The following is a 21,601-nucleotide window of genomic DNA, read 5'->3' as shown; positions in this document are numbered from 1 at the left end:
GGAAGCAGTCGTCTTCTAAAGTAGTAGTAGAAATGCGATCTGAGAAATAAAAGTTTCTGAGTAGTAAGGGGTGCTGTTTCTAAGCAGTAAGGATTGTTTAGGAAGCGGCAGTGCTAGAAGTGAAACAAATTAGAAGGGCAGAAATAAAAAAAAGCGTGCCAAATGGGCACGCTTTTTAAAATGGCTCCTCGAGCTGGACTCGAACCAGCGACCAATAGATTAACAGTCTACTGCTCTACCAACTGAGCTATCGAGGAAAAGTTGGTGCTATACCGCCAAACTAAATTGACGCTATAAGAAATAAGTGGCTCCTCGAGCTGGACTCGAACCAGCGACCAATAGATTAACAGTCTACTGCTCTACCAACTGAGCTATCGAGGAACAACGGGGGCGTATTGTAGTGTCAGTTGTTAAAGAGTCAATACCTAATTGTTTGTTTTTTTTGACTTTTTTCTGAAAATCGCCGCTTAGCGATGAGCTGCTTTTAAATCAATTAAAAATAGGCACTGTTTTTGCTGAGTTACTGTCAGTATGTTTATAACGTCAAAAAATTGTGAGGTTTGCCATGGTAACTCTGGAAATGGTCGATGCTGGTGTCAAAATTGCCACAGGTATGTTGGTCAGTGGGTTATGTTTTCTTATCTACTTAAAGCGCTATCAATCATTAGACAGCCGCAAAGAAGCCGAAATTACACGCCGCCGTCAGCTGTTTGAAGATGTCGCCGCTCAGGTTGGGCGCGTACATTATGTTTATCAAAAGTATCTATCGTTAGCGACTGAGTTCACCCGCTACGGTCAGCACTGGCCGCGCAGTCGACGTGACGAACTGGCCAAGGTCGGTGAGGAGTTGGCGGAGGTTTTCCATGAGCTAACCAAAGCTGAAAGCACCTTGCTGCTGCTGGGTGAGAAACGTCTTGAGCGTTCATTACGTATTTATGGCGCTAGAATCGTCAATTTAAGACGTCAAATTTATGCCGAAAAGCAGACCTTGACCGGCGAAGAGATTCATCTAGTGGATGAAGTCAAAAAAGACATTGCGCAATTGAAGGAAGGCTTTTTCGATGCATTGAGCCTACGTTATATGCCAAAAAAGGTGATGTCATAATGGCTAAGAAACCTTGCCCTTACTGTCAGCAAATCCGCTATGGCGGCTTAATTTTGGCGCTTATTCTATTGTTAGGTTACGGCCTGATGATGGCCATGGGATAAGGCTAGTAAAAGTCACCAAAGAGCCAGTGCATTTTTTCTACAAAGGAGTATGATTCCGCCTTTTTTTACAGTGAGAGGCGGTTTTGTGACTGAAGCATTCGTCGACTTTCCTGCATATACCGCAGGCTATGGACTATCTAACGGCCATATTCAAACGATTTTCCCTCACCTGATGCGTCGAGTCGACGTGCCCTTTCAGCGTAGCCAACTGGAATTACCGGATGGCGATTTTTTGACGCTGGACACGCTGGCTCAAGCAGATCGCTCTGCTCCTTGGTTGGTTGTTAGCCATGGCATGGAAGGTTCCAGTCGTGCCCACTATATACAGGGGCTGGCTAAATATTTTTATCAGGCTGGCTGGAGCGTTCAAGCCTGGAATTTCCGCAGCTGCGGCGGTTCGATGAATCGTCTACCTCGCCTTTATCACAGCGGTACTGTTGATGACTTAAACAGCGTCATCGAGCATGTTGTCAGTCAGCATCAAGCTGAACAGATATTTTTAGCCGGCTTCAGTATGGGCGGTAATCAAACCCTCTTGGCATTGGCCGACCCTAATTTAGCTGCCCAAGTTGTTGGTGGTGTTGGTTTTAGTGTGCCGCTGGATTTAACCAGTTGCGCTGAAGAGCTGGCCAAGCCTGCCCAGCGAATCTATATGAAGCGCTTTTTAAAAGATCTGAAAGTGAAGATTGAACACAAGGCGCGTCAATTCCCAAAATTAGTTTCCAGTACCGGCTTTGATGAAATTCAAACCTTTCATCAGTTTGATGAGCGTTACACCGCACCGTTGCATGGTTTTGACAGCGCGGCGGACTATTGGCAGCGTTGTTCCAGTAAGCCTGCATTGAGTCAGTTGCAGCGACCAACCCTGGTCGTAAATGCAGATAACGATCCGTTCTTATCGCGTCAAAGCAAAGATTGCCGTTGTTTAGAACGTTGTAAGCATTTGCAATTAGAAATCCCAATGTCGGGTGGTCATGTTGGCTTTGCGCGCTGGCGTATTAATAAACCCTTATGGACAGAGATGCGTGCGCTGTCTTTTGCCCAATCCTTACTACAACGAAACCATTAGATGACAGCCTTATTATTGTATTGCCGCCCTGGCTTTGAAAAAGAATGCCTCGCTGAGGTCGTCGACGCCGCCAGTCACAAAGGGGCGTTTGGTTGGGCCAATTTGCAGCCTAACTCTGGTTTTGTGTTATTTGAAACCGAGCAGGCGGAGCAAGTCTATCCACTATTACCTAAGTTGGTTTTTACTCGTGATGGCTGGCCGGTAACTGAGCGCTTAACGGAATTAGATACGCAAGATCGGTTGACGCCGATTATTGCTGCCATTGCTCGACTTGAAAAACGAAACAAAGCCGGTTTTGGCAATGTTAGCTGTGAATATGCAGAAGGCGATGAATTCCATTCAACCTCTCGTTTTGCCAGTAAGTTTGTTAACCCGTTACGCCAAGCCTTGCGTCGGGAAGGACTGCTGACTAAAAAAGAACGCGCCGACTTACCTGCCTTAAGACTTTTTTTTAGTGACTCTAGCAATGTGATTATTGGCGTTGATTCGCCAAACTGTCGAGCCAGTTGGCCGATGGGTGTTGCACGGCTTAAATTTCCAGCCGGTGCGCCCAGTCGTAGTACATTAAAATTAGAAGAAGCCTTTATTCATTTTTTAGGTTCCGATTGGCGTGAACAATTAGCCGATCATCATACTGCTGTCGATTTAGGTGCAGCGCCAGGTGGTTGGACTTGGCAGTTAGTGAACCAAAAAATATACGTTCATGCGGTCGATAATGGGTCGATGGATACGCAACTGATGGATACCGCTCTTGTTGATCATGTGCAAGAAGATGGCTTTATCTGGAAGCCTAAAAAGCGAGTCGATTGGCTGGTCTGCGATATGGTTGAAAAGCCAGCTAAAGTGGCTCGGTTGATGTATCAGTGGCTGCACCAACAGCATGCCAAGGCGGCAATCTTCAACTTGAAATTACCGATGAAAAAGCGCCTGCATCAGTGGCAGGAAATTAAAGAAGAGTTGGATAATTTGATTGCTGAGCAGCATCCGTCTGCGATCTTCCAAGCGCGCCATCTATATCACGATCGTGAAGAAATTACCGTCTACCTGAATCTTAGGAATCAAAACGGATGAGTACAGATACCGAATTAGATACCCGAGGCTTACGTTGCCCTGAACCCATTATGATGCTGCATAAAGCCATTCGAAATATGGCGGTTGATGAGGTTGTGCATCTATTAGCGACTGACCCTGCAACCGAGCGCGATGTCGCTAAGTTTTGCGAGTTTTTACCGCATCAGTTGATCAAAACCGAAACGCAGGATGATGAATATCATTACTGGATTAAAAAAGGCAGCCGTTAATCGCTGCCTTTTTTATTGCCGACTCTTTTAAACCGCAAGTTTAAACAGCAAGCTTATGTTTTTTGGTGATTAACCGGAATAACAACCAGCAGGCTGCATGCGACAAACCTAAAATCAGACCAATCCAAAAGCCTTTTGGCCCTTGCGCCGGTAATAACCAGTTCGTGTTGGCAAGGATGTAGCCCAATGGAATGCCGACGATCCAGAATGATGAAATCATAATAAACATCGGTATTTTGGTGTCGCGATAGCCACGCAATGCGCTGATCGAAGAAACTTGGACACTGTCGGCCACTTGGAACATGGCCGCAAAGCTAATCAGTTTTGCTGCCATCGCGATGACATCAGCCTCGTGACTGTAAAGTCCAGCAATCTGGCGGGAGAACGTTAGTAGTAGCGCACAGTAAAATAGCGCAATGACGACGGCTAAAAAAACTGTGCTACGAGCAGCGAGTTTGGCTTCTTTGGGTTGTTGAGCACCGAGTAAAAAAGAGATTCGCAAGGTGAGTGCAAAGCCTAAACTGAGCGGCACCATAAAGAGCACGCTGGTCACGTTAAGTGCAATTTGGTGGCCTGCAACAGCCACAGAACCAAAGGGCACCATAAGTAAAGCAACCACCGAAAACATCGTCGCTTCAACAAAAATAGTAAAGCCAATCGGTATACCAAGGCGGATAATTTCTAAGATCGATTGACGATTAGGCAGTGTGCGATGTTGCCACAAACGAAGCTGTTCAAATGCTTTGGCGCGGTTCAAGTAAAGGACTAACAGTAGCAGGCTGGCCCAATTCGCAATGGCAGTCGCCCAGCCACAACCAACACCGCCAAGCTCGGGCATACCGAATTTGCCAAAAATGAAAATGTAATTTAACGGCGCGTTAATGCAGGCGGATAAGATTGAAAAGGCCATAAAAATTTTGGTTTTGCCAAGACCATCGGTCAGGCCTCGCAGCGTCACTAGAGTGAATACCGCCGGCACACCCCAAACAAACGCATTAAGATAACCCACTGTGATGTCAGCTGCGGCGGCTTCCATATCTAGCCCATTTAGCACTGGCGAAACATGCGTCAGCAGGGCGATCGTTATCGCTGCGGCAATCAGCGCAATATAGAAGGCATTCCAGGTCACCGGCATGATTTTATCAAACTGCTTTGCACCGCGATGGCCAGAAATAATCGGTTGAGTCGAATTGAGTAAACCCATCATGAATAAGAAAAGCGGCACCCACAGGCTGTTGCCAATGGCGACGCCGCTGAGATCTTCAGCACTGGCGCGACCTGCCATAAGGGTATCGATAACGCCATTGGCAATTTGCGCCAGCTGACCAATAAGAATAGGCGCGCCTAAAACAGCAAGCGTTGACCATTCTTTTTTTATTCGGCTAATTAGGGATTCGTTTTTTCCAGCCAACGGCTGGTGACTTTCATCTATTTGCATGCGTGCGGTTCAGTTTGGTTATCTGTAGAGGCCGGATATTAGCAGACGCCGACCAACGATCAAACGGTTCTGTTTTACAAGTGATACTGTTTTATTGTCTGCCAATGACTCAATGGCCTGTTTTGTCGGTTTTGGTTTTAAGCTGGTAAACTGGCGCGCATTACGAATGAGTGAGAGTTAGGGAATTAGAAACTAATGAAGCATCTTTTGGCAGCCGATTTATGGGAAGCAGGTGTCGAGCATCTGTTGCAGCAATTAAACCCTTGGCTGCAAGAACATTGGCAGACTGCTTTAGTGGCTTCAGATGCCGAGCCGCTTTATTTACCGGCTGATGCGTCGCGTCCATACCACGAAATCCATTTCGCTCACGGCTACTTTAATAGTGCATTGCACGAGTTGGCGCATTGGTGTGTGGCCGGCGAAGCTCGGCGGCAGTTACTGGATTATGGCTATTGGTATGCTGAAGACGGCCGTAATGCTGATCAGCAACAGCAATTTGAGCAGGTTGAGGTTTACCCGCAGGCGATTGAATGGCATCTCGCCTTGGCTTGCGGTCGTACATTTCGCGTCAGTGCGGACAATCTATCGTTGCCAAATTACGACACCTTGCCATTTGCCATGCGTGTTTATGACAAAGCAATCAGCTTGAGAGCTTCAGGTTTATCGGCTCGAACGGCGCGTTTACAGCAAAAATTGGCCGAAATTTACCAAACCGACTTAGCAAAAATAGAATTTGTCGCGCCCAGTCGTTGAATCTTGGCCTTAGGCTGTCGTGATTAGCTAAAAAATGAGCTACAATCTTGCGCGTTTTTAAAGTAGGTCAGAACGCCTGACGATCAACGTCCGTTTTGCCGCTGCTTTAAGCTCCGATGTTCGATAAATCCGGAGCCGTTAATTTACTAGTCTACACTAGTAGTCAATTAAACCAGGGTATGAATGCTGCGCGCTCAACCCATAGCAGAGAAATATAACTTAGTGTCTACTCAAAATAAGCGTTACCGTCGCCCTCGTTGGCATATCTCCCAATTCAAAGTCAAAGAAGAAGCGGGCAAGGTTCGTTTTCACGACCTGTTTTTACCGATTGCACTGATGCGTGCTATTCAAGAAGTTGGCTACCAATATTGCAGCCCGATCCAAGCGATGACCTTACCCTATTCATTAGATGGTCATGACTGCATTGGTAAAGCTCAAACAGGTACTGGTAAAACAGCAGCCTTCTTAATCACCGTGATTACCGATTTGCTCGAACATAAGTTAGAAGAGCAGTATGCCGGTGAGCCTCGCGCTTTGATTTTAGCGCCAACTCGTGAGCTGGCTTTGCAAATTGAAGAAGATGCACGTTCGCTAACCAAATACAGCCGCTTAAAAGTTGCTGCTGTTGTTGGCGGTATGGACTTCGACAAACAGCAGAAGCAATTGACTGAACAGCGTTGCGATATTCTAGTGGCAACACCAGGTCGATTGATCGACTTTATGAACCGCAAAGTTGTGTTCTTAGATCAGGTTGAAATGTTGGTCATCGACGAAGCCGATCGCATGTTAGACATGGGCTTTATTCCAGACATCAAAACCATTGTTCGTGCCACGCCGCGTACTGAAGACCGCCAGACATTATTGTTCTCGGCAACTTTCTCACCAGATATCTTGAATTTGACTGAGCGTTGGACCAACGATCCGGTCAGAGTCGAAGTTGAACCTAAAGTTAAAACCTCTGACGATGTTGAACAGCACGTCTATTTGGTTTCAGCAGATGAAAAATACGCCGTATTACGTCGCATCGTAAAACAAGAGGGCGCTGATCGAGTCATGGTTTTCGCTAATCGCCGCGATATCGTACGTGATCTGTCTGAAAAGCTAAAAGCCGATGGCATTGCCTGCCAAGTACTTTCTGGTGATGTACCGCAAAACAAACGTGTGCGTACATTAGATGGCTTTAAAGAAGGTAAATTCAGCGTGCTTGTAGCAACCGATGTTGCTGGCCGTGGTATTCATGTTGATGGTGTTTCTCACGTCATTAACTTTACCTTGCCTGAAGATGCCGAAGATTACGTACACCGTATTGGTCGTACTGGCCGTGCTGGTAAAAAAGGTGTTTCGATCAGCTTTGCTTGTGAAGATGATTCGTTCCAAATCCCAGCAATCGAAGAATACATTAAGCGTAAAATCGACCTAGAACAGTTGCCAGAACACCTGTTTAAAGATGGCGTTGCTGCGCCAGTGGTTGAGGTTGAAGAAGTAAGTGTCGAGTCTGAGTCGGTTAGTGATACTGATTCTGTTAATAAGCCTGAGCCAGCCAGTGAAGTTGAGCAAATTGCTGAATTAACGGCAACTCAAACTGTTGCTGAAGTTTTAGGTGAGCCAGTTGGTCAAGTGACCCAAGTTGTGGTTGATGAAACCGAAACAGGTCCTGAAATCACGGTTGAAGTGTTTGTCGATGAACAGGCTGATGACGAAGCCAAGGCTGACGATGCTTCAGAGCAAGAGTCTGAGAGTCTACCAAAAGCATAAGGTTTACTACGTTGCGTATCATCGCCGATGAAAACATGCCCAACGTTGAAGAGTGGTTTGCGCCAGTGGCCAGTTCCATTGTGCGCAAACCCGGTCGTTCACTGACGGCCGATGATTTAAGCCAAGCCGACGCTCTGTTGGTGCGCTCCGTCACTCAGGTAAACCAAGCACTTCTTGAGAATACCCTGATCCGTTTCGTTGGCAGTGCGACCATTGGTACGGATCATATCGACCTTGCTTATCTAAATTCAAAATCCATTCAGTTCCATCATGCGCCCGGCTGTAATGCGCAATCGGTTTGCGATTGGCTGCTGTCTGTTTTTGCCCGGTTGTATTTAGACCGTCAACTGGATTGGCAACATAAAACCATTGGCATTGTCGGCGTTGGCAATGTTGGCGGCAAGGTCGCCGAGCGTTTGCAGCGGTTAGGTTGCAAGCTGTTACTGTGTGATCCTATCCGCTACCAGAAGGGTTCGCTGCCGGAGCATGTGGAATTACAAGAGCTATTGCAGCAAAGCGATATTGTTTGTCTGCACACGCCGCACACAACCAAAGGCGATCACGCCACTCATCATCTATTTAATCAGCAACAGCTTAATCTCTTGCGCCCAGGCTGTTGGATTATTAATGCCGGTCGCGGTCCGGTTATTGAAGGGCCTGCGCTAGCGCAAAAAATAGATTCTGGTGAGCTTAATGCGGTACTCGATGTTTGGCCGCAAGAGCCGGTTGTCACTGAGCAGCAGCTGCAACAGGTTGCGTTAGCCTCACCGCACGTTGCCGGTTACAGCTTGGAAGGTAAGTTTGAAGGCACGCGCATGCTGGCTAAAGCTTTTTACCAATGGCTTGGTGAGACCTTTGTCAGTGAACAGGTAAGCGTCCCCAAGGCTGGAGTGGTCAATGCATTGCAACATCAGCATGCTGATATCGATACTTGGATCAGCCGATTAGTGTTAGCGGTTTATGATCCAGCAGAAGATACTCAAGCCTTAAAGCAGGCGTTGAATCAGGGTGTGGTCAGTGCGCAGGCGTTCGATGCTTTGCGTAAAAATTACCCAACACGCCGAGAAATTGCCTCTGTCGTTATCGAACAAGCTCCCGCAGAATTAGCACAACGATTACGGCCGTTCGGCTTTAGTGTTTGACTGATAGGCCGACTGTCGTAATTGAAAGTCGGCCTATAGGTTTAAGATTGCTGATAGTTGTTATTGTTTATAGTTATTAAAGAAACGCTGCATACGTTCAGCAGCATCGTTTAGTGTTTCTTGCGAAGGTAAGAATACCATTCGGAAATGATCAACATCGTGGTAGTTAAAGCCGCGACCATGTACCACTAAAATCTTTTCTTGGCGCAGTAAATCGAGTGCCATCTGTTCATCGTCTTTGATGCCAAATTTCTTTTTATCCATTTTAACAAACAGGTAAAGAGCGCCTTTCGGTTTAACAACCGAGAGTCCGTCGATCGAATTGATAATGTTAACCGCGAGGTTACGCTGCTCGTACATTCGGCCTTGCGGTGCCACCAAGTCGTTAATGGTTTGGTAGCCGCCAAGTGAGGTTTGAATGGCATATTGCGCCGGTACGTTAGGGCAAAGGCGCATGCTGGCGAGCATATTAAAACCTTGGATTAAATCCTGTGCTAGATGCTTAGGCCCTGACACCATCATCCAACCAGAGCGCCAGCCACATAAGCGATAAGCCTTAGAAAGGCCATTAAAGGTCAGCGTTAATACGTCGGTCGACAACGCTGCAAGCGGGTGATGAACAACACCATCAAAGACGATCTTGTCATAAATTTCATCAGCCAAGATGATCAGCTTATTTTGTCGAGCAATTTCGATCAGTTCGAGCAAAACTTCTTTCGAATAAACCGCACCGGTTGGATTATTGGGGTTAATGATCACCATGGCTTTGGTATTCGGCGTGATTTTACTGCGAATGTCATCAAGGTCAGGGAACCAATCCGACTGTTCGTCGCAAACATAATGCACCGCCTTGCCGCCAGTCAGGGTGACAACGCCGGTCCATAACGGGTAGTCCGGCGATGGAATTAACACCTCATCTCCGGTATTGACCATGCTAGTACAAGCCAAATGAATCAGCTCGCTAGCGCCGTTGCCTAAGTAAATATCATCGACATCAACATTGTGTACGCGCTGCTTTTGGTAGTACTGCATAACCGCTTTGCGCGCCGAGTAAATGCCTTTAGATTCTGAATAACCCTCAGAGTGAGGTAAGTTTTTAATAACATCGGTGATGATTTCATCGGGCGCGTCAAAACCGAAGGGTTTTGGGTTACCAATGTTTAACTTTAAGATGCGATGCCCCTCATCTTCTAAACGGGCTGCTTCGTCCATGACCGGGCCTCGGATTTCGTAAAAAATATTTGCCAATTTGTCGGACTTTTTAAAATCGGTCATGGGGTGCTCTTTAATAGTCTAGATAAAAGTTAAAAGTTTAGATAAACGAAATAGCTGCAGCGATTCACGTTTAAACATATAACGTTTTGCAACTAACTTAAGTTAACGCTGGTCTCAGAGTTGCCAGTTTTGTGTTTTATAGTCAGTCAGTTTAATTGACTTAAATGTTAACGACAAATGCGAGCAAACCCTAATGATAAATTGGCACTATAGCATTGTCGTTTGGTGCAGTGACTTTAGGTATAGTGAGCTTAATGAGCATGCTCGATAAAATAGATCAGAGATCGATCAGAGTATGCAATAACAAACGGAGGTAATGAACGGTGACTGACAAGGTAACCAAGACCGATGACCAATGGCGAGCGCAGCTTGATGAAGAACAGTTTTTGGTAACACGCAAAGCGCATACCGAAAGGCCTTTTACCGGCGTTTACTGGAACGAAACCGCACAGGGTACTTACCGTTGCATTTGTTGTGAGGCACCGCTGTTTGAGTCGTCGACAAAATACGATGCCGGTTGTGGCTGGCCAAGTTTTTATGACAGTCTTGATAAGTCTGCCATTGTTGAGCGTGAAGATCGCTCGCACGGTATGGTTCGGGTGGAAGTGCTTTGCGCCCAGTGTGATGCGCATTTAGGCCATGTTTTTCCTGACGGGCCGGAGCAACACACAGGCTTACGTTATTGCATCAATTCTGCATCATTAAATTTGGATACATCGGATAAATGAAGTTTGAAGACTATTGGCAGCAAGCCTTAGCGCATCATCAGAGCGAAGCAGCCATTCGCGCTCGCTTACCGGTACCACACTCTAGTGAACAGTTGCAGTCGGTTAGCGATGCGCAATACCTCAGTGATATCAGTCGGCGGGTGTTTCGCGCAGGCATGAAGCATTCACTGGTCGATAGCAAATGGCCAGCCTTCGAAGAGGCTTTTTGGCAGTTTAATCCACAAGCCTGTCGGCTTATCGATGACGACCGTTTTGAACAGCTGATGCAAAACAGCGACCTGATACGTCATTGGGGCAAGATGAAAACCATCCCGATCAATGCGCAAATGGTGCTCGATGTTGCCGCCGAGCATGGCAGCTTTGGTGCTTTTTTAACCCAATGGCCTTGCGACGATATTGTCGGCCTGTGGGCTTATTTAAAGAAACACGGCAGCCATTTAGGTGGCGACGGCGGTGCACGTTTTTTGCGTATGGTCGGCAAAGATACCTTCACGCTCACCGATGATGTGGTTCGTGTATTGGTCAATGAAGGCATCGTCACTAAAAAACCAACCAGCCAGCGAGATTTAAAAGCAGCCCAGCAGTTTTTTAATCAGTTGCATGAACAGTCCGGTGAAGATTACGCCACCTTGAGTATGGTGTTAGCCATGTCGATTGGGCCTTAAAATAAGCTGTTACTTAGCTGGTTAGGAGTTATCGCACTTCGGGGTTGAGTTTTTAGTAATAACCTTATAACTTCTTTGCATATCAAAAAGAAGTCTAGTGTGCGCCTCCATTTCACCATTACGGCACTGTAAATCATGAAATTAGCAAAACTCTTACCTGCTGCAGCTTGGCTGCAAGGCTATTCAAAAATAGATTTGCAGCAAGATATCATTTCGAGCCTTGTTTTTACTGTCATGGTGATACCGCAGAGTTTAGCCTATGCCATGTTGGCAGGCTTGCCAGCCGTGACTGGCCTGTACGCCAGTATTTTGCCATCCATTTTGTATTCTTTGTTTGGGACGAGCCGCACCCTAGCGGTAGGCCCAGTTGCGTTAACCTCGCTAATGACTGCTTCAGTTGTCGCCCCATTCGCGGTTTCAGGCACTGAGCAATACGCAGCAATTGCTATGCTACTTGCGCTTTTATCTGGTGGATGTCTGTTAATACTGAGTATTTTGAAGTTGGGTTTTTTAACCAATTTATTAAGTCATCCTGTTATCTCAGGCTTTATCAGCGCTTCTGCATTATTGGTGATTTTGGGGCAGTTAAAGCATCTACTTGGTATTCAGGCGCAAGGTGACACCCTTATCCCTATAGTCATGAGCCTGTTTGCTCATCTATCTGATACACACTATCCAACGCTGTGGTTAAGTCTTTGTTCACTCGCTTTATTGCTGTTGATGCGGCGATACTTTGCGACCTTCTTACAGCGTATCGGTTGTGCAAAAACAACGGTTTTATTATTGGGCAAGTCTGGCGCTGTATTTGTTGTGATCCTGATGACACTCGTCGTTTGGCTCGGCTCATTAGATAAAACGGGTGTGCATATTATTGGCTATATTCCGACAAGCATTCCTACTATTCCAACTGAAATGATCAGTTTCGAATTAATATTAGGCTTGCTGCCAGGGGCATTTTTGATCAGCATTATTGGGTTTGTTGGTTCGATGTCTGTTGCTCAATCTTTTGCCGCAAAACGTCGTCAGGATATTGATCCCAATCAGGAACTTATTGGTCTGGGTTTAGCCAATATCGGTTCTGCATTGTCTGGTGCCTTTCCAGTTACCGGAGGTTTTTCTCGTTCGGTACTGAATGCCGACTGCGGTGCAAAAACGCCCATGGTTGGTATTGTAACTTCAGTATTTATTCTGCTGATCTTATTATTTTTAACACCATTGTTTTTCTATTTACCAAATGTGCTACTGGCGTCGATTATTTCTATATCGATGGCAAAGTTGATTAGCGTTGAAGATTTTCTTAGCTTATGGCGTTATTCAAAAAAAGAAGCCTTTTTATTGGCGATCACCTTTGTCACAGTATTGGTTGAGGGAATGCAAGCCGGTTTGATTGTTGGTGTAGTTTTATCGTTATTGTTTTTTCTTTGGCATACCAGCCATCCACATATTGCTGTAGTGGGGCGGCTATCAGGTACTGAAAATTTTCGGAACGTTGATCGTTACGAAGTTGAAACGCACCCTAGTATCTTAACTGTCCGTATTGATGAGAATTTATTTTTTGCCAATGCTCGCTCACTAGAAGAACGATTGCAGACTCTGGTGTCACAAAACCCCAAAATTGATCATTTAGTTCTTATGTGCAGTGCCATTAATATGATTGATGCAAGCGCGTTACAAAGCTTAGAGAAAATTGCAGATCGTTTAGAGAATGCCGACATTAAACTTCATTTATCTGAAGTTAAAGGGCCAGTCATAGATAGGCTACAGGGTTCGGATTTAATTGAAAATTTGAGTGGGCAGATCTTCATGACTCAGCATCAGGCAATAGAGGCGTTAAAGGACTGATCGGTAACCAGCTTGCCTTCTTATCGCTAATTACTCTCGGCAGATTCACAGCAGATTTTATGCCTACCGTCGATGCCTATTTTTTGAGCGATCTTTAAATTAACGCTATTAAAAAGCCAGCGAAAGCTGGCTTTTAGGTTTTGGCTTTGAGCCTCTGGTTTGTCGTTCTCGTTTGAGTCTTTTGTTTGCTTACTTACCGGCTTCGGTCAACAAGAATTCCATCAGTGCTTTTTGCGCGTGCAAACGATTACCGGCTTGCGGGAAGACAATAGAGCGAGGGTCATCAAGCATGTCTTCGCTGATTTCTTCGCCTCGGTGAGCCGGTAGGCAATGCAGGAATACCGCTTCTGGGTCTGCAGTATCCATTAATGCAGGCGAAACCTGATAGCCTGCAAAATCGGCCATGCGTTTTTTCGCTTCTTCCTCTTGGCCCATGCTGGCCCAAACATCGGTGGTGACAAGATGCGCGCCCTTTGTCGCCTCTTCAACCGAACGATAGATGGTGACGCGATCACCAGCTTTTTCTAGCAATTCAGCCATTGGCTCATAGCCTTCTGGGCAAGCGATGTTGAGTTTAAAATCAAACAGCATGGCGGCATTGATGTAGCTGTTGCACATGTTATTGCCATCGCCAATCCAAACCGCTGTTTTACCCTGAATGTCGCCGCGCGCTTCGGTATAGGCTTGCACATCGGCCAATAGCTGGCACGGGTGATAATCATCGGTAAGGGCGTTGATGACTGGCAGACTGCTGTACTCGGCAAATTTTTCGATTTTACTGTGTTCGAAAGTACGAATCATAACGATGTCGACCATCTCCGACAGCACGCGAGAGGTGTCTTCGATCGGCTCACCACGACCGAGTTGGGTGTCGTTAGGCGATAAAAAGATCGCACTGCCACCAAATTGGTTCATGCCTGCTTCAAAAGAGACGCGAGTACGGGTCGAGGATTTTTCAAAAATCATCGCCAATACGCGGCCTTTATAGGGCTCAAAGACGGTCCGGCTTTCATGCATTTGGCGTAATTCTGAAGCGCGCTTTATAATTTGCTTAGCTTCAGTAGGGCTCAAATCATTTAATGTTAGAAAGTGTCGGACTGCCATAGTGGATGCTCCATATTTTTTGGCGGGAAAACGAACAGGCTAACACGCCTAATAGTGGGCTTCAATAAGTCTGATCAGGTGCTGGCAGATAAGCGCGAAATCAGTACAATAGGCTTAAATATCTGACCAAATTAGTAGGTTATTAAAATGAGCGAAACTCTCGATAATATTCAACAGCAAATTTCAGAAAACACCATTCTGCTTTATATGAAGGGTAACCCAAACCAACCTCGTTGTGGCTTTTCGGCTAAGGCGGTACAGGCTCTTATGTCATGTGGCGAGCGTTTTGCCTATGTCGACATTCTAGAGCATCAGGATATTCGCGCAGAATTACCTAAATTCGCTAATTGGCCAACCTTCCCGCAGTTGTGGGTGAAAGGTGAGCTGGTTGGTGGTTGCGATATCATTACCGAAATGTTTGAAAACGGTGAATTAAAGCCGTTGGTTGAACAGGCCGCAAAAGAAGCTTAGTCGCTTCTGCTCGCCGTTTTAGCGTGTAACGGCTGTCCTGTTAGCATTGCCATTAGGTAAAATAAAAAGCCCGAACGATCGCCTCGTTTGGGCTTTTTATTTTTTAGCGTTCAGCGGTTAAAAAATGCTAATGTTTGTTTTTTTGTAATATGAAAAGAATACTATGGCCGACCTAAACGATACCCAATTACTTCGTTATGCTCGAAATATTCTACTCAACGATGTCGATATTGCAGGCCAGCAGAGCTTGCTTGCGAGTCGAGTTGTGGTCGTGGGTGCCGGTGGCTTAGGCAGTCCCGTTTTACAGTATTTAGCCGCCGCCGGTGTTGGTCAGTTAATACTTATCGACGACGACAGCGTCGATGAAACCAATTTACAGCGGCAAGTACTGTTTAACGAACAGCAAGTCGGGCAGGCCAAAGTAAGTGCCGCAAAGAGCAATTTACAGGCGCTTAATAGCGGCATAGAAATAACAACGCACCAGCTTCGTTTAACTGCCGATAATGTTGAGCAACTTTTGCAGCAGAGCGATTTAGTGATTGTCGGTACCGACAACATCGCCAGCCGTTTAGTTGTAAATCAGTATTGCCGGGAGCATAAAACCCCATTGGTTTCTGGTGCGGCGATTGGCTTTTCTGGGCAAGTGACCAGCTTTGATTTTCGCCAGCAACAAAGCCCTTGCTTAGCCTGCGTTTATCCAAATACAGAAGAAAATTTATCTTGCGCCGAAAGCGGTGTACTGGGGCCGGTGGTTGGAACCATTGGCTCAGTGATGGCAGTTGAAGCCATTAAACTGTTGTTAAATATTGGCCAGCCGCTGCTTAAGCGGTTGCTGGTTTGGGACGCCATGGCGATGCAATGGCAAACTTTTGAATACGGAGCATCGGCTTCTTGTCGCGTCTGTGGAGAGCATTAAATTGTTTGATAAAAAATCAGAAAACCATCACCAGAATGACCAAAAACTAAGAGAGCACTTTTTGTTGTTGGTTGCCTTTGCCATGCCGATTGCATTTTCGACATGGATGGCACTGTTAAATAACTTTTCGATTGAAGCGGCCGCCTTTACTGGCCGTGAAATTGGTATCTTACAGAGCTTACGAGAAGTGCCGGGCTTTTTAGCCTTTACCGCAGTGTTTTTACTTTGGTATATCCATGAGCAACGCTTTGCCGTGGTATCGCTTTTCCTATTAGGTTTTGGTGTTTTTATTACTGGCTTTTTCCCGTCGGTATTGGGGCTTTATATCACCACGGTGATTATGTCGATTGGCTTTCATTATTTTGAAACCATCAATCAATCGCTCACCCTACAATGGATCTCGAAAGACCATGCGGCAGAATTTATGGGTAAGGCGCTTTCTATTAAGGCGATTGCCGCGATCATTTCGTTCGGCGGAGTTTGGCTGTCGATTGACTATTTTCAGTTAGATTATCGTTATGTTTACGCCCTGTTCGGTGGGCTAACGCTGATTGCGGTTATCTATATGGCGTTGCGCTATCCGCTGTTTCCTGCAAGAGAAATACAGCAGAAAAAATTGGTGCTAAAAAAACGCTACTGGCTGTTTTATTGGCTGACTTTTTTAAGTGGCGCGCGTCGGCAAATCTTTGTCGTTTTTGCTGGCTTTTTAATGGTTGAAAAGTTCGGTTACAGCGCTGGTCAAGTTGCGTTACTGCTGTTAATTAATCACTTCTTTAACATGCTGTTTGCTAAAAAGATTGGCGCTTGGATTGGCCGAGTCGGTGATCGCAAAGCACTGACCATTGAGTACATTGGTTTGATCATCGTGTTTGCCAGTTACGCCGTTGTGGAAACAGCCTGGGTTGCGGCAACACTTTATGTGGTCGACCATTTATTTTTTGCCTTTGCGATTGCCATTAAAACCTACTTTCAAAAAATCGCCGATCCAAAAGATATGGCCTCATCAGCAGGTGTTTCCTTTACTATTAATCACATCGCTGCGGTTGTATTACCGGTGTTGTTAGGTTTGGTTTGGTTGGTGTCGCCTAGTGCGGTTTTCTATTTGGGGGCCGTCATTGCATTGCTGTCGCTGATTAGTAGCCAGCTGATCCCTTCATTGCCGGTACCTGAGCGACCGGTTCGTTTGCCTGCCGCTGAGGTTAAGGCTCCGGTCTAGTTTGCTGAATGCTAGCGCCGCTGTTTTAAGTCGGCGCTAGTGTTAAGCAATGATCAACGGACTAATTTGCAAGCGCGGGTTTAGGGTCATCTTCTGTTTCAAGATCACCTTGATCACCGCGAGCCTGCAATGCCTCTGTCGGTTCAGACGTTTGAGGCAGCTCAGAAGCTTGAGAGCTAACAATAAACTGACTGACCAATTCCGATTGCGTATTAGACAACTGATTTAACGACTGGCTATTGCTCGCAGCGCGCTCAGCCGAGTCGGCAATGTTTTCGGTCATATCAGAAATATTCACCACACTTTCTGCCACCTCTTTGGCAACCGAACTTTGCTCTTCTGAGGCCGCTGCAATTGAGCGACTCATGTCGTTAATGGCGGCTAAACCTTGCAGCATCTGTTGCAGCGTTTCGTTGGTTTCTTTTGTTTGACTCAAAGACTGATCGGCATGGCTCTGGTTGCTTTCAACAATAGTCACCGCCTGTTTAGCTTTGCTTTGCAAGCTGTCGATCATCTCGCGAATTTCTGTCGCCGACTGCTGAGTGCGTGTAGCCAAGGTGCGTACTTCATCGGCCACAACAGCAAAACCACGACCTTGCTCACCAGCACGCGCGGCTTCAATGGCGGCGTTCAGTGCTAGTAGATTGGTTTGTTCTGCAATCTCTTGGATAACATTTAAAATGTCGCCAATGTGCAGCGATTGATCAGACAGTTGCTTGATGATATCTGACGCGTCATCTAACGAATGTTTTAGCTGGCTAACAAATTCTAAATTTTTAGCCATCGCCGCCATGTTCGATTCTGCCTGATCGGTAATGGTCGCCACTTCGGTGCTGGCTTCGTTGGCGTGAGTTGCAACTTCGTTCACCGCCGATTCCATTTCTGTCACAGCCGCGGCAACAGACGCAGCCTGTTCGCGCTGTTTAGAGACACTGGCGTTGGTGCGGTTACTCATTTCATAGTTTTGGCTGGATACATCGCTGATGGTCGCTGCGGCTTCTTGTACTCGAGTAATCAGCGCGCCGAGTTTTTCGATCAGGCTATTGATGGAGTTAGCAACCATGCCAAGTTCGGAGCCATATTTCTTTTTAATCGGTTTGGTTAAATCGCCATCTGCCAGCGCCTTTAGCGATTGCACAATATCCGCCAGTGGTTTTCGTATCGAAGCGACAACAGAGGTAGCAATAACCAAGGCTAGGCTAATGGAAATACCGGCCATAACCAGCGTAACGAGTAACGAGGTTTGTACCGAGGCATTGGACTGCTGAAACGTTCGATTCGAAATATCGCGCACACCGGCGACAATATTATTGAGCGCCGTGGTCATCTGCGCCATTTGCTCTGCTGCCGCTTTGAAGATGACGATACTTTGTTCGTTGTATTCTAAATACGCCAACCTCTGTTGGAATGCGCCCAATGGCTCGTTGATGGCGCGATTAAAATCATCACGATAATATTCTAGGTCGATGGCGTAGTCGGGCATCGCGCTGATGATGACACTCAACTCATCGACAAAGGCGCCGTGTAATTCGCTAAGTTGCTCCACATAGGTTTTTGCTTGTGCGGATGTCACCAAGGTCGGAGTATTTTTTAGCAGCTCAACGGCAGCTAAGGAATGATTCAACGCGGTTTCTGCACTGGCAGTGACATTGCTTATCCCTTCTGCCTCAGCGCTTTCTGCGATATAGCTCAGGTCGTCTTCAAAAAACGACCAAACATCGAGAAAGTTATTCAGCTCGGTAATCGATTTTTCATTCGCAGTAATTCGATTATCGTGCAGTTCTAGATGCTTTTCTGACTGCTCAAACATTTTTGATGCAGCACTGTCGACGTCGATCATCTCCTGCTGCAATTGCGGGTAGTCTGTTAAGTCTTCAGTGAGTTCTGCCGCAGCATTGAGATAGTCTGCCTTGGCGGCGGTGTAATTGTCTCTGAGCAGCTTTCGGTCTGCCGGTAATTGAGTGTTTGCATGCAGCAGCATCGACTGATTCGCGAGCTGAAGATCGACTAAAACGCTGTTGGCTTCGTCGAGTAGGTGTGTCAGCTTATTAGCTGTTAAATCCAGCTTCGATGACATCTGAGTTTGTGAGAGATAGGCTGTGGTTGATATTGCAATTACCAACGCGATGATGGCAAAAAACCCTAGCCGTATTCGTGCTACAACCGATAAATTCATACCAATACCTCTATTATTGTACTTCTTTGTGTTTTGAGGGTGTCGGAAAATAATTTGTGTTTGCTGGATATTTTATTTTTATATATCAGCCAGCTTTTAATATTCTTGAATAGAAAAATAATTCTATCAATGGTCTATTAGTAAATGGATTAACAAAGGGATGCAAGCCCTAATTGCTAGGGCTTGTTGTTTGGCGTTATTGAGCCGATGCTAGAAAGCTACAAAAAGTCGCTATTGTCGGCTAATTACTGCTCTCGAACGGTGTTATAGGCCCATTCTAGCCAAGGCAGTAAAGCGCTTAAGTCGGCCTGTTCTACCGTAGCGCCAGCCCATATTCGCAGGCCAGCGGGTGCGGCCTTGTAGGAGCCAATATCGAAGGCGACTTGCTCTTCGGCCAGTAGACGAATCATCTGTTTGACCTGTGCTTCAGCCAAATCTAATTTAAAGCAAACACTGGTGTTTGAGCGAATCGCAGCATCGCTGGCTAAAAACTCGATCCACGGCGTTGCGGCGACAAATTCGGTTAAAACAGCTAAATTCGCCTGCGATTTTTCGATCAGTTTGCTGACACCACCTAGCTGTTCTACCCAAGCCAGCGCGTCGAGATAGTCGGCAACGCACAGCATCGAAGGCGTGTTAATGGTCGAGCCTTGGAAGATCCCTTCGATCAGTTTTCCGTTTTGCGTTAAGCGGAATATTTTTGGCAACGGAATGCTGGGGCTGAATGACTCCAGTCGGGCAACAGCTTTAGGTGATAAAATCAACATGCCGTGACCGCCTTCACCGCCGAGCACCTTTTGCCAAGAGAAGGTGATTACATCGAGTTTGTGCCACGGTAATTGCATAGCAAATACCGCAGAAGTAGCATCGCAAAGTGTTAAACCGGCTCGATCGTCGGCAATCCAGTCGGCATCTGGCAGCTTAACGCCGGAAGTTGTACCGTTCCAAGTAAACACCTGATCATGCTCAGGGTTGGCTTGTTGCATATCCGGCAGTTCACCGTAATCGGCGCTGAAAATATTAACGTCGCGCAGATTCAGCTGCTTGGTGATATCCGTCACCCAGCCTTGACCGAACGACTCCCAACTGAACACGTCAACTGGGCGCTCACCCAGTAGATTCCACATTGCCATTTCCATCGCGCCAGTATCGGAAGCGGGCACCACGCCAACTCGATAACCTTCTGGTAAACCGAGCAATTCGGCTGTTTTAGTGCAAGCCAATTGTAGCGCTTTTTCGCCAACGTCAGAGCGATGCGAGCGGCCTAATAAAGATAAATCGAGCTGGTTAATGTCGTACCCCGGACGCTTGCTACAAGGCCCAGAAGAAAAGTTAGGGTTGTTTGGTTTAACGCTAGGCTTCATTGGAAAACACCTATAAAAATGGCTAAAGCATGACTTAATCTGTCATGCGGAAGTGTTGGGTTAATCTTGATTTGTAGGCTTAATGTTGATTTGTCGGACTCATGTTGATCAGTGGTTTGGCATATCACCGACGACGGTGGCTGGGTCTAAACGCTCCGCAAACCAGTTGATTCGCCAATCCAAGTGTGGCCCAGTAGAGCGGCCAGTTGAGCCGACCTTTGCTACCGCTTGGCCTTGGCTGACTTCATCGCCCACCTCGACCAGCGCCGCGCTTAAATGCAAAAAGCTGGAGCTGACACCATAACCATGATCGATCACCATTGTACCACCAGAAAAGAACATGTCAGGCACCCAAAGTGATACAACGCCATCGGCTGGGGCTTTGACATTGCTGCCCGTTGGCGCGGCGATATCAATACCAAAATGCGGTCGGCGAGGTTGGTCATTGTAAACTCGTTGGCTGCCATAAACGCCGGTAATTCGGCCGGTTAGTGGCCAGATAAAGTCAGTTAAAAAGTCGGTTCGGCTTGAAGCTACAGCGCGGGCTTCTGCGACCATAACGGCATCTTTTTGTGCGCGGGCGATATTTTCTGCGCTCGGCTGCATGATCTCCGGTGCAATACCGTTAATGCGTTGAATATTGTAAGTGCGCGGGGTTAATTCAATAGTGTGGTGCAACTCAACACCGTTGCTCTGTTTGGTAACGAGATCGTGGCTGAGTTGTGCATCGCGACCAAAGCCAATAGCAAAGTCTCCTGCCGGAGTCACTGCAACGGCGGTGTCATTTAGAAACACCGCAGTGCCAGGCTCAACCTTACCTCGAATCAGGCTGCCTTGGGTAAAGTCTCCGCGCAGTTCCATGGCGTAGGCCATCGACGCGAGCGAAGCTAAGCAGGTGATTAGTAGTCTTTGGGCGATAGGTTTCATTGCGGTGTTTATTCTAAATTTCATAGGAGCACTCAAACAGCATCGAAGACAAGCAGCGATATTACCTGTTTGCCATAAAGCTTTGCACGTTTTTCAGCAGAATTCCTACCTATGCTCGGTTCCTAATGCGGCAATCGGTTTTGTCTATGGATAAGCCGGATGATGTTGTTGTGAGTTCAAAATGAGAGACCGTCGCCATTTTTAATAGCGATGTGACATTAAACTAGCCACTGTATATTATTCTAGGTTA

General features: G+C 46.5%; 19 protein-coding genes and 2 tRNA genes. 13 read left to right on the top strand and 8 right to left on the bottom strand.

Annotation, left to right across the window (positions count from 1 at the left end; translation table 11 throughout):
• Positions 1 to 181: 181 nt before the first annotated feature.
• Both FME95_RS05490 and FME95_RS05485 read right to left on the bottom strand, forming a co-directional pair.
• A tRNA-Asn gene (locus FME95_RS05490) sits at positions 182 to 257 on the bottom strand.
• 48 nt (positions 258 to 305) lie between these two features.
• Positions 306 to 381, bottom strand: a tRNA-Asn gene (locus FME95_RS05485).
• 184 nt (positions 382 to 565) lie between these two features.
• Here FME95_RS05485 and FME95_RS05480 point away from each other — a divergent pair.
• From FME95_RS05480 to tusA, 4 genes are all read left to right on the top strand, one after another.
• The gene (locus tag FME95_RS05480; RefSeq protein WP_147713398.1) at positions 566 to 1,105 is read left to right on the top strand and encodes a hypothetical protein; all 540 of its coding nucleotides are present in this window, start codon (positions 566 to 568) and stop codon (positions 1,103 to 1,105) included.
• A gap of 189 nt (positions 1,106 to 1,294) precedes the next feature.
• Entirely contained in the window at positions 1,295 to 2,278 is a 984-nt protein-coding gene (locus tag FME95_RS05475) for a YheT family hydrolase (RefSeq protein ID WP_222709910.1), read from the top strand.
• Entirely contained in the window at positions 2,279 to 3,349 is a 1,071-nt protein-coding gene (gene rlmM, locus FME95_RS05470; RefSeq protein ID WP_147713396.1) for a 23S rRNA (cytidine(2498)-2'-O)-methyltransferase RlmM, read from the top strand.
• Positions 3,346 to 3,579: a sulfurtransferase TusA gene (gene tusA / locus FME95_RS05465; RefSeq protein WP_147713395.1), complete on the top strand. Its 234-nt coding sequence runs from the start codon at positions 3,346 to 3,348 to the stop codon at positions 3,577 to 3,579. The genes rlmM and tusA overlap by 4 nt, the downstream gene beginning before the upstream one ends.
• A 40-nt stretch (positions 3,580 to 3,619) precedes the next feature.
• On the opposite strand, the gene FME95_RS05460 is transcribed toward tusA, so the two are convergent.
• A complete protein-coding gene (locus FME95_RS05460; protein ID WP_222709909.1) occupies positions 3,620 to 5,017 on the bottom strand; it encodes an MATE family efflux transporter in 1,398 nt (465 codons plus the stop codon).
• Between the two features lie 195 nt (positions 5,018 to 5,212).
• Here FME95_RS05460 and FME95_RS05455 point away from each other — a divergent pair, with 195 nt between their 5' ends.
• The 3 genes from FME95_RS05455 (at position 5,213) to FME95_RS05445 (ending at position 8,667) form a co-directional block, all read left to right on the top strand.
• Positions 5,213 to 5,770: an elongation factor P hydroxylase gene (locus tag FME95_RS05455; RefSeq protein WP_147713394.1), complete on the top strand. Its 558-nt coding sequence runs from the start codon at positions 5,213 to 5,215 to the stop codon at positions 5,768 to 5,770.
• Positions 5,771 to 5,992: 222 nt separating this feature from the next.
• Positions 5,993 to 7,525, top strand: a complete 1,533-nt coding sequence (gene rhlB, locus FME95_RS05450) for an ATP-dependent RNA helicase RhlB (protein WP_147713393.1) — start codon at positions 5,993 to 5,995, stop codon at positions 7,523 to 7,525.
• A gap of 11 nt (positions 7,526 to 7,536) precedes the next feature.
• Entirely contained in the window at positions 7,537 to 8,667 is a 1,131-nt protein-coding gene (locus FME95_RS05445) for a 4-phosphoerythronate dehydrogenase (protein ID WP_147713392.1), read from the top strand.
• A gap of 60 nt (positions 8,668 to 8,727) precedes the next feature.
• Here the strand turns inward: FME95_RS05445 and FME95_RS05440 are convergent, their stop codons facing one another.
• Entirely contained in the window at positions 8,728 to 9,942 is a 1,215-nt protein-coding gene (locus tag FME95_RS05440; protein WP_147713391.1) for a pyridoxal phosphate-dependent aminotransferase, read from the bottom strand.
• A 323-nt stretch (positions 9,943 to 10,265) separates the two neighbouring features.
• Between FME95_RS05440 and msrB the strand changes: the two genes are divergently transcribed.
• The 3 genes from msrB (at position 10,266) to FME95_RS05425 (ending at position 13,177) form a co-directional block, all read left to right on the top strand.
• Positions 10,266 to 10,670 carry a peptide-methionine (R)-S-oxide reductase MsrB gene (msrB, locus tag FME95_RS05435; protein WP_147713390.1) on the top strand — a complete coding sequence of 135 codons (405 nt, stop codon included), beginning with the start codon at positions 10,266 to 10,268 and terminating at the stop codon, positions 10,668 to 10,670.
• On the top strand, positions 10,667 to 11,335 hold the full coding sequence (locus FME95_RS05430; RefSeq protein ID WP_147713389.1) for a DNA-3-methyladenine glycosylase I: 669 nt from the start codon (positions 10,667 to 10,669) through the stop codon (positions 11,333 to 11,335). The genes msrB and FME95_RS05430 overlap by 4 nt, the downstream gene beginning before the upstream one ends.
• Before the next feature lie 135 nt (positions 11,336 to 11,470).
• Complete coding sequence (locus FME95_RS05425) at positions 11,471 to 13,177, top strand: SulP family inorganic anion transporter (RefSeq protein ID WP_246109326.1); 1,707 nt, start codon at positions 11,471 to 11,473, stop codon at positions 13,175 to 13,177.
• A 189-nt stretch (positions 13,178 to 13,366) separates the two neighbouring features.
• Here the strand turns inward: FME95_RS05425 and argF are convergent, their stop codons facing one another.
• Entirely contained in the window at positions 13,367 to 14,281 is a 915-nt protein-coding gene (gene argF, locus FME95_RS05420; RefSeq protein ID WP_147713387.1) for an ornithine carbamoyltransferase, read from the bottom strand.
• 147 nt (positions 14,282 to 14,428) lie between these two features.
• Between argF and grxD the strand changes: the two genes are divergently transcribed.
• The 3 genes from grxD to FME95_RS05405 all read left to right on the top strand — a co-directional run bounded on the left by grxD (position 14,429) and on the right by FME95_RS05405 (position 16,884).
• Positions 14,429 to 14,752, top strand: a complete 324-nt coding sequence (gene grxD / locus FME95_RS05415) for a Grx4 family monothiol glutaredoxin (protein WP_147713386.1) — start codon at positions 14,429 to 14,431, stop codon at positions 14,750 to 14,752.
• Between the two features lie 163 nt (positions 14,753 to 14,915).
• Positions 14,916 to 15,668, top strand: a complete 753-nt coding sequence (locus FME95_RS05410) for a HesA/MoeB/ThiF family protein (RefSeq protein ID WP_147713385.1) — start codon at positions 14,916 to 14,918, stop codon at positions 15,666 to 15,668.
• Between the two features lies 1 nt (position 15,669).
• Positions 15,670 to 16,884: an MFS transporter gene (locus FME95_RS05405; protein WP_246109325.1), complete on the top strand. Its 1,215-nt coding sequence runs from the start codon at positions 15,670 to 15,672 to the stop codon at positions 16,882 to 16,884.
• A 61-nt stretch (positions 16,885 to 16,945) separates the two neighbouring features.
• On the opposite strand, the gene FME95_RS05400 is transcribed toward FME95_RS05405, so the two are convergent.
• The 3 genes from FME95_RS05400 to FME95_RS05390 form a co-directional block, all read right to left on the bottom strand.
• Positions 16,946 to 19,060, bottom strand: coding sequence for a methyl-accepting chemotaxis protein (locus FME95_RS05400; protein WP_147713384.1), 2,115 nt, complete (start codon positions 19,058 to 19,060; stop codon positions 16,946 to 16,948).
• 245 nt (positions 19,061 to 19,305) lie between these two features.
• A complete protein-coding gene (locus FME95_RS05395; RefSeq protein WP_147713383.1) occupies positions 19,306 to 20,424 on the bottom strand; it encodes a phosphoserine transaminase in 1,119 nt (372 codons plus the stop codon).
• Between the two features lie 108 nt (positions 20,425 to 20,532).
• The gene (locus FME95_RS05390; RefSeq protein WP_246109324.1) at positions 20,533 to 21,375 is read right to left on the bottom strand and encodes a M23 family metallopeptidase; all 843 of its coding nucleotides are present in this window, start codon (positions 21,373 to 21,375) and stop codon (positions 20,533 to 20,535) included.
• Positions 21,376 to 21,601: the final 226 nt, after the last annotated feature.

Source organism: Reinekea thalattae (genome assembly GCF_008041945.1).
Taxonomy (GTDB): domain Bacteria; phylum Pseudomonadota; class Gammaproteobacteria; order Pseudomonadales; family Natronospirillaceae; genus Reinekea; species Reinekea thalattae.
The sequence above is the reverse complement of the archived record's forward strand: the minus strand, read 5'-3'. Positions and strand labels throughout refer to the sequence as shown.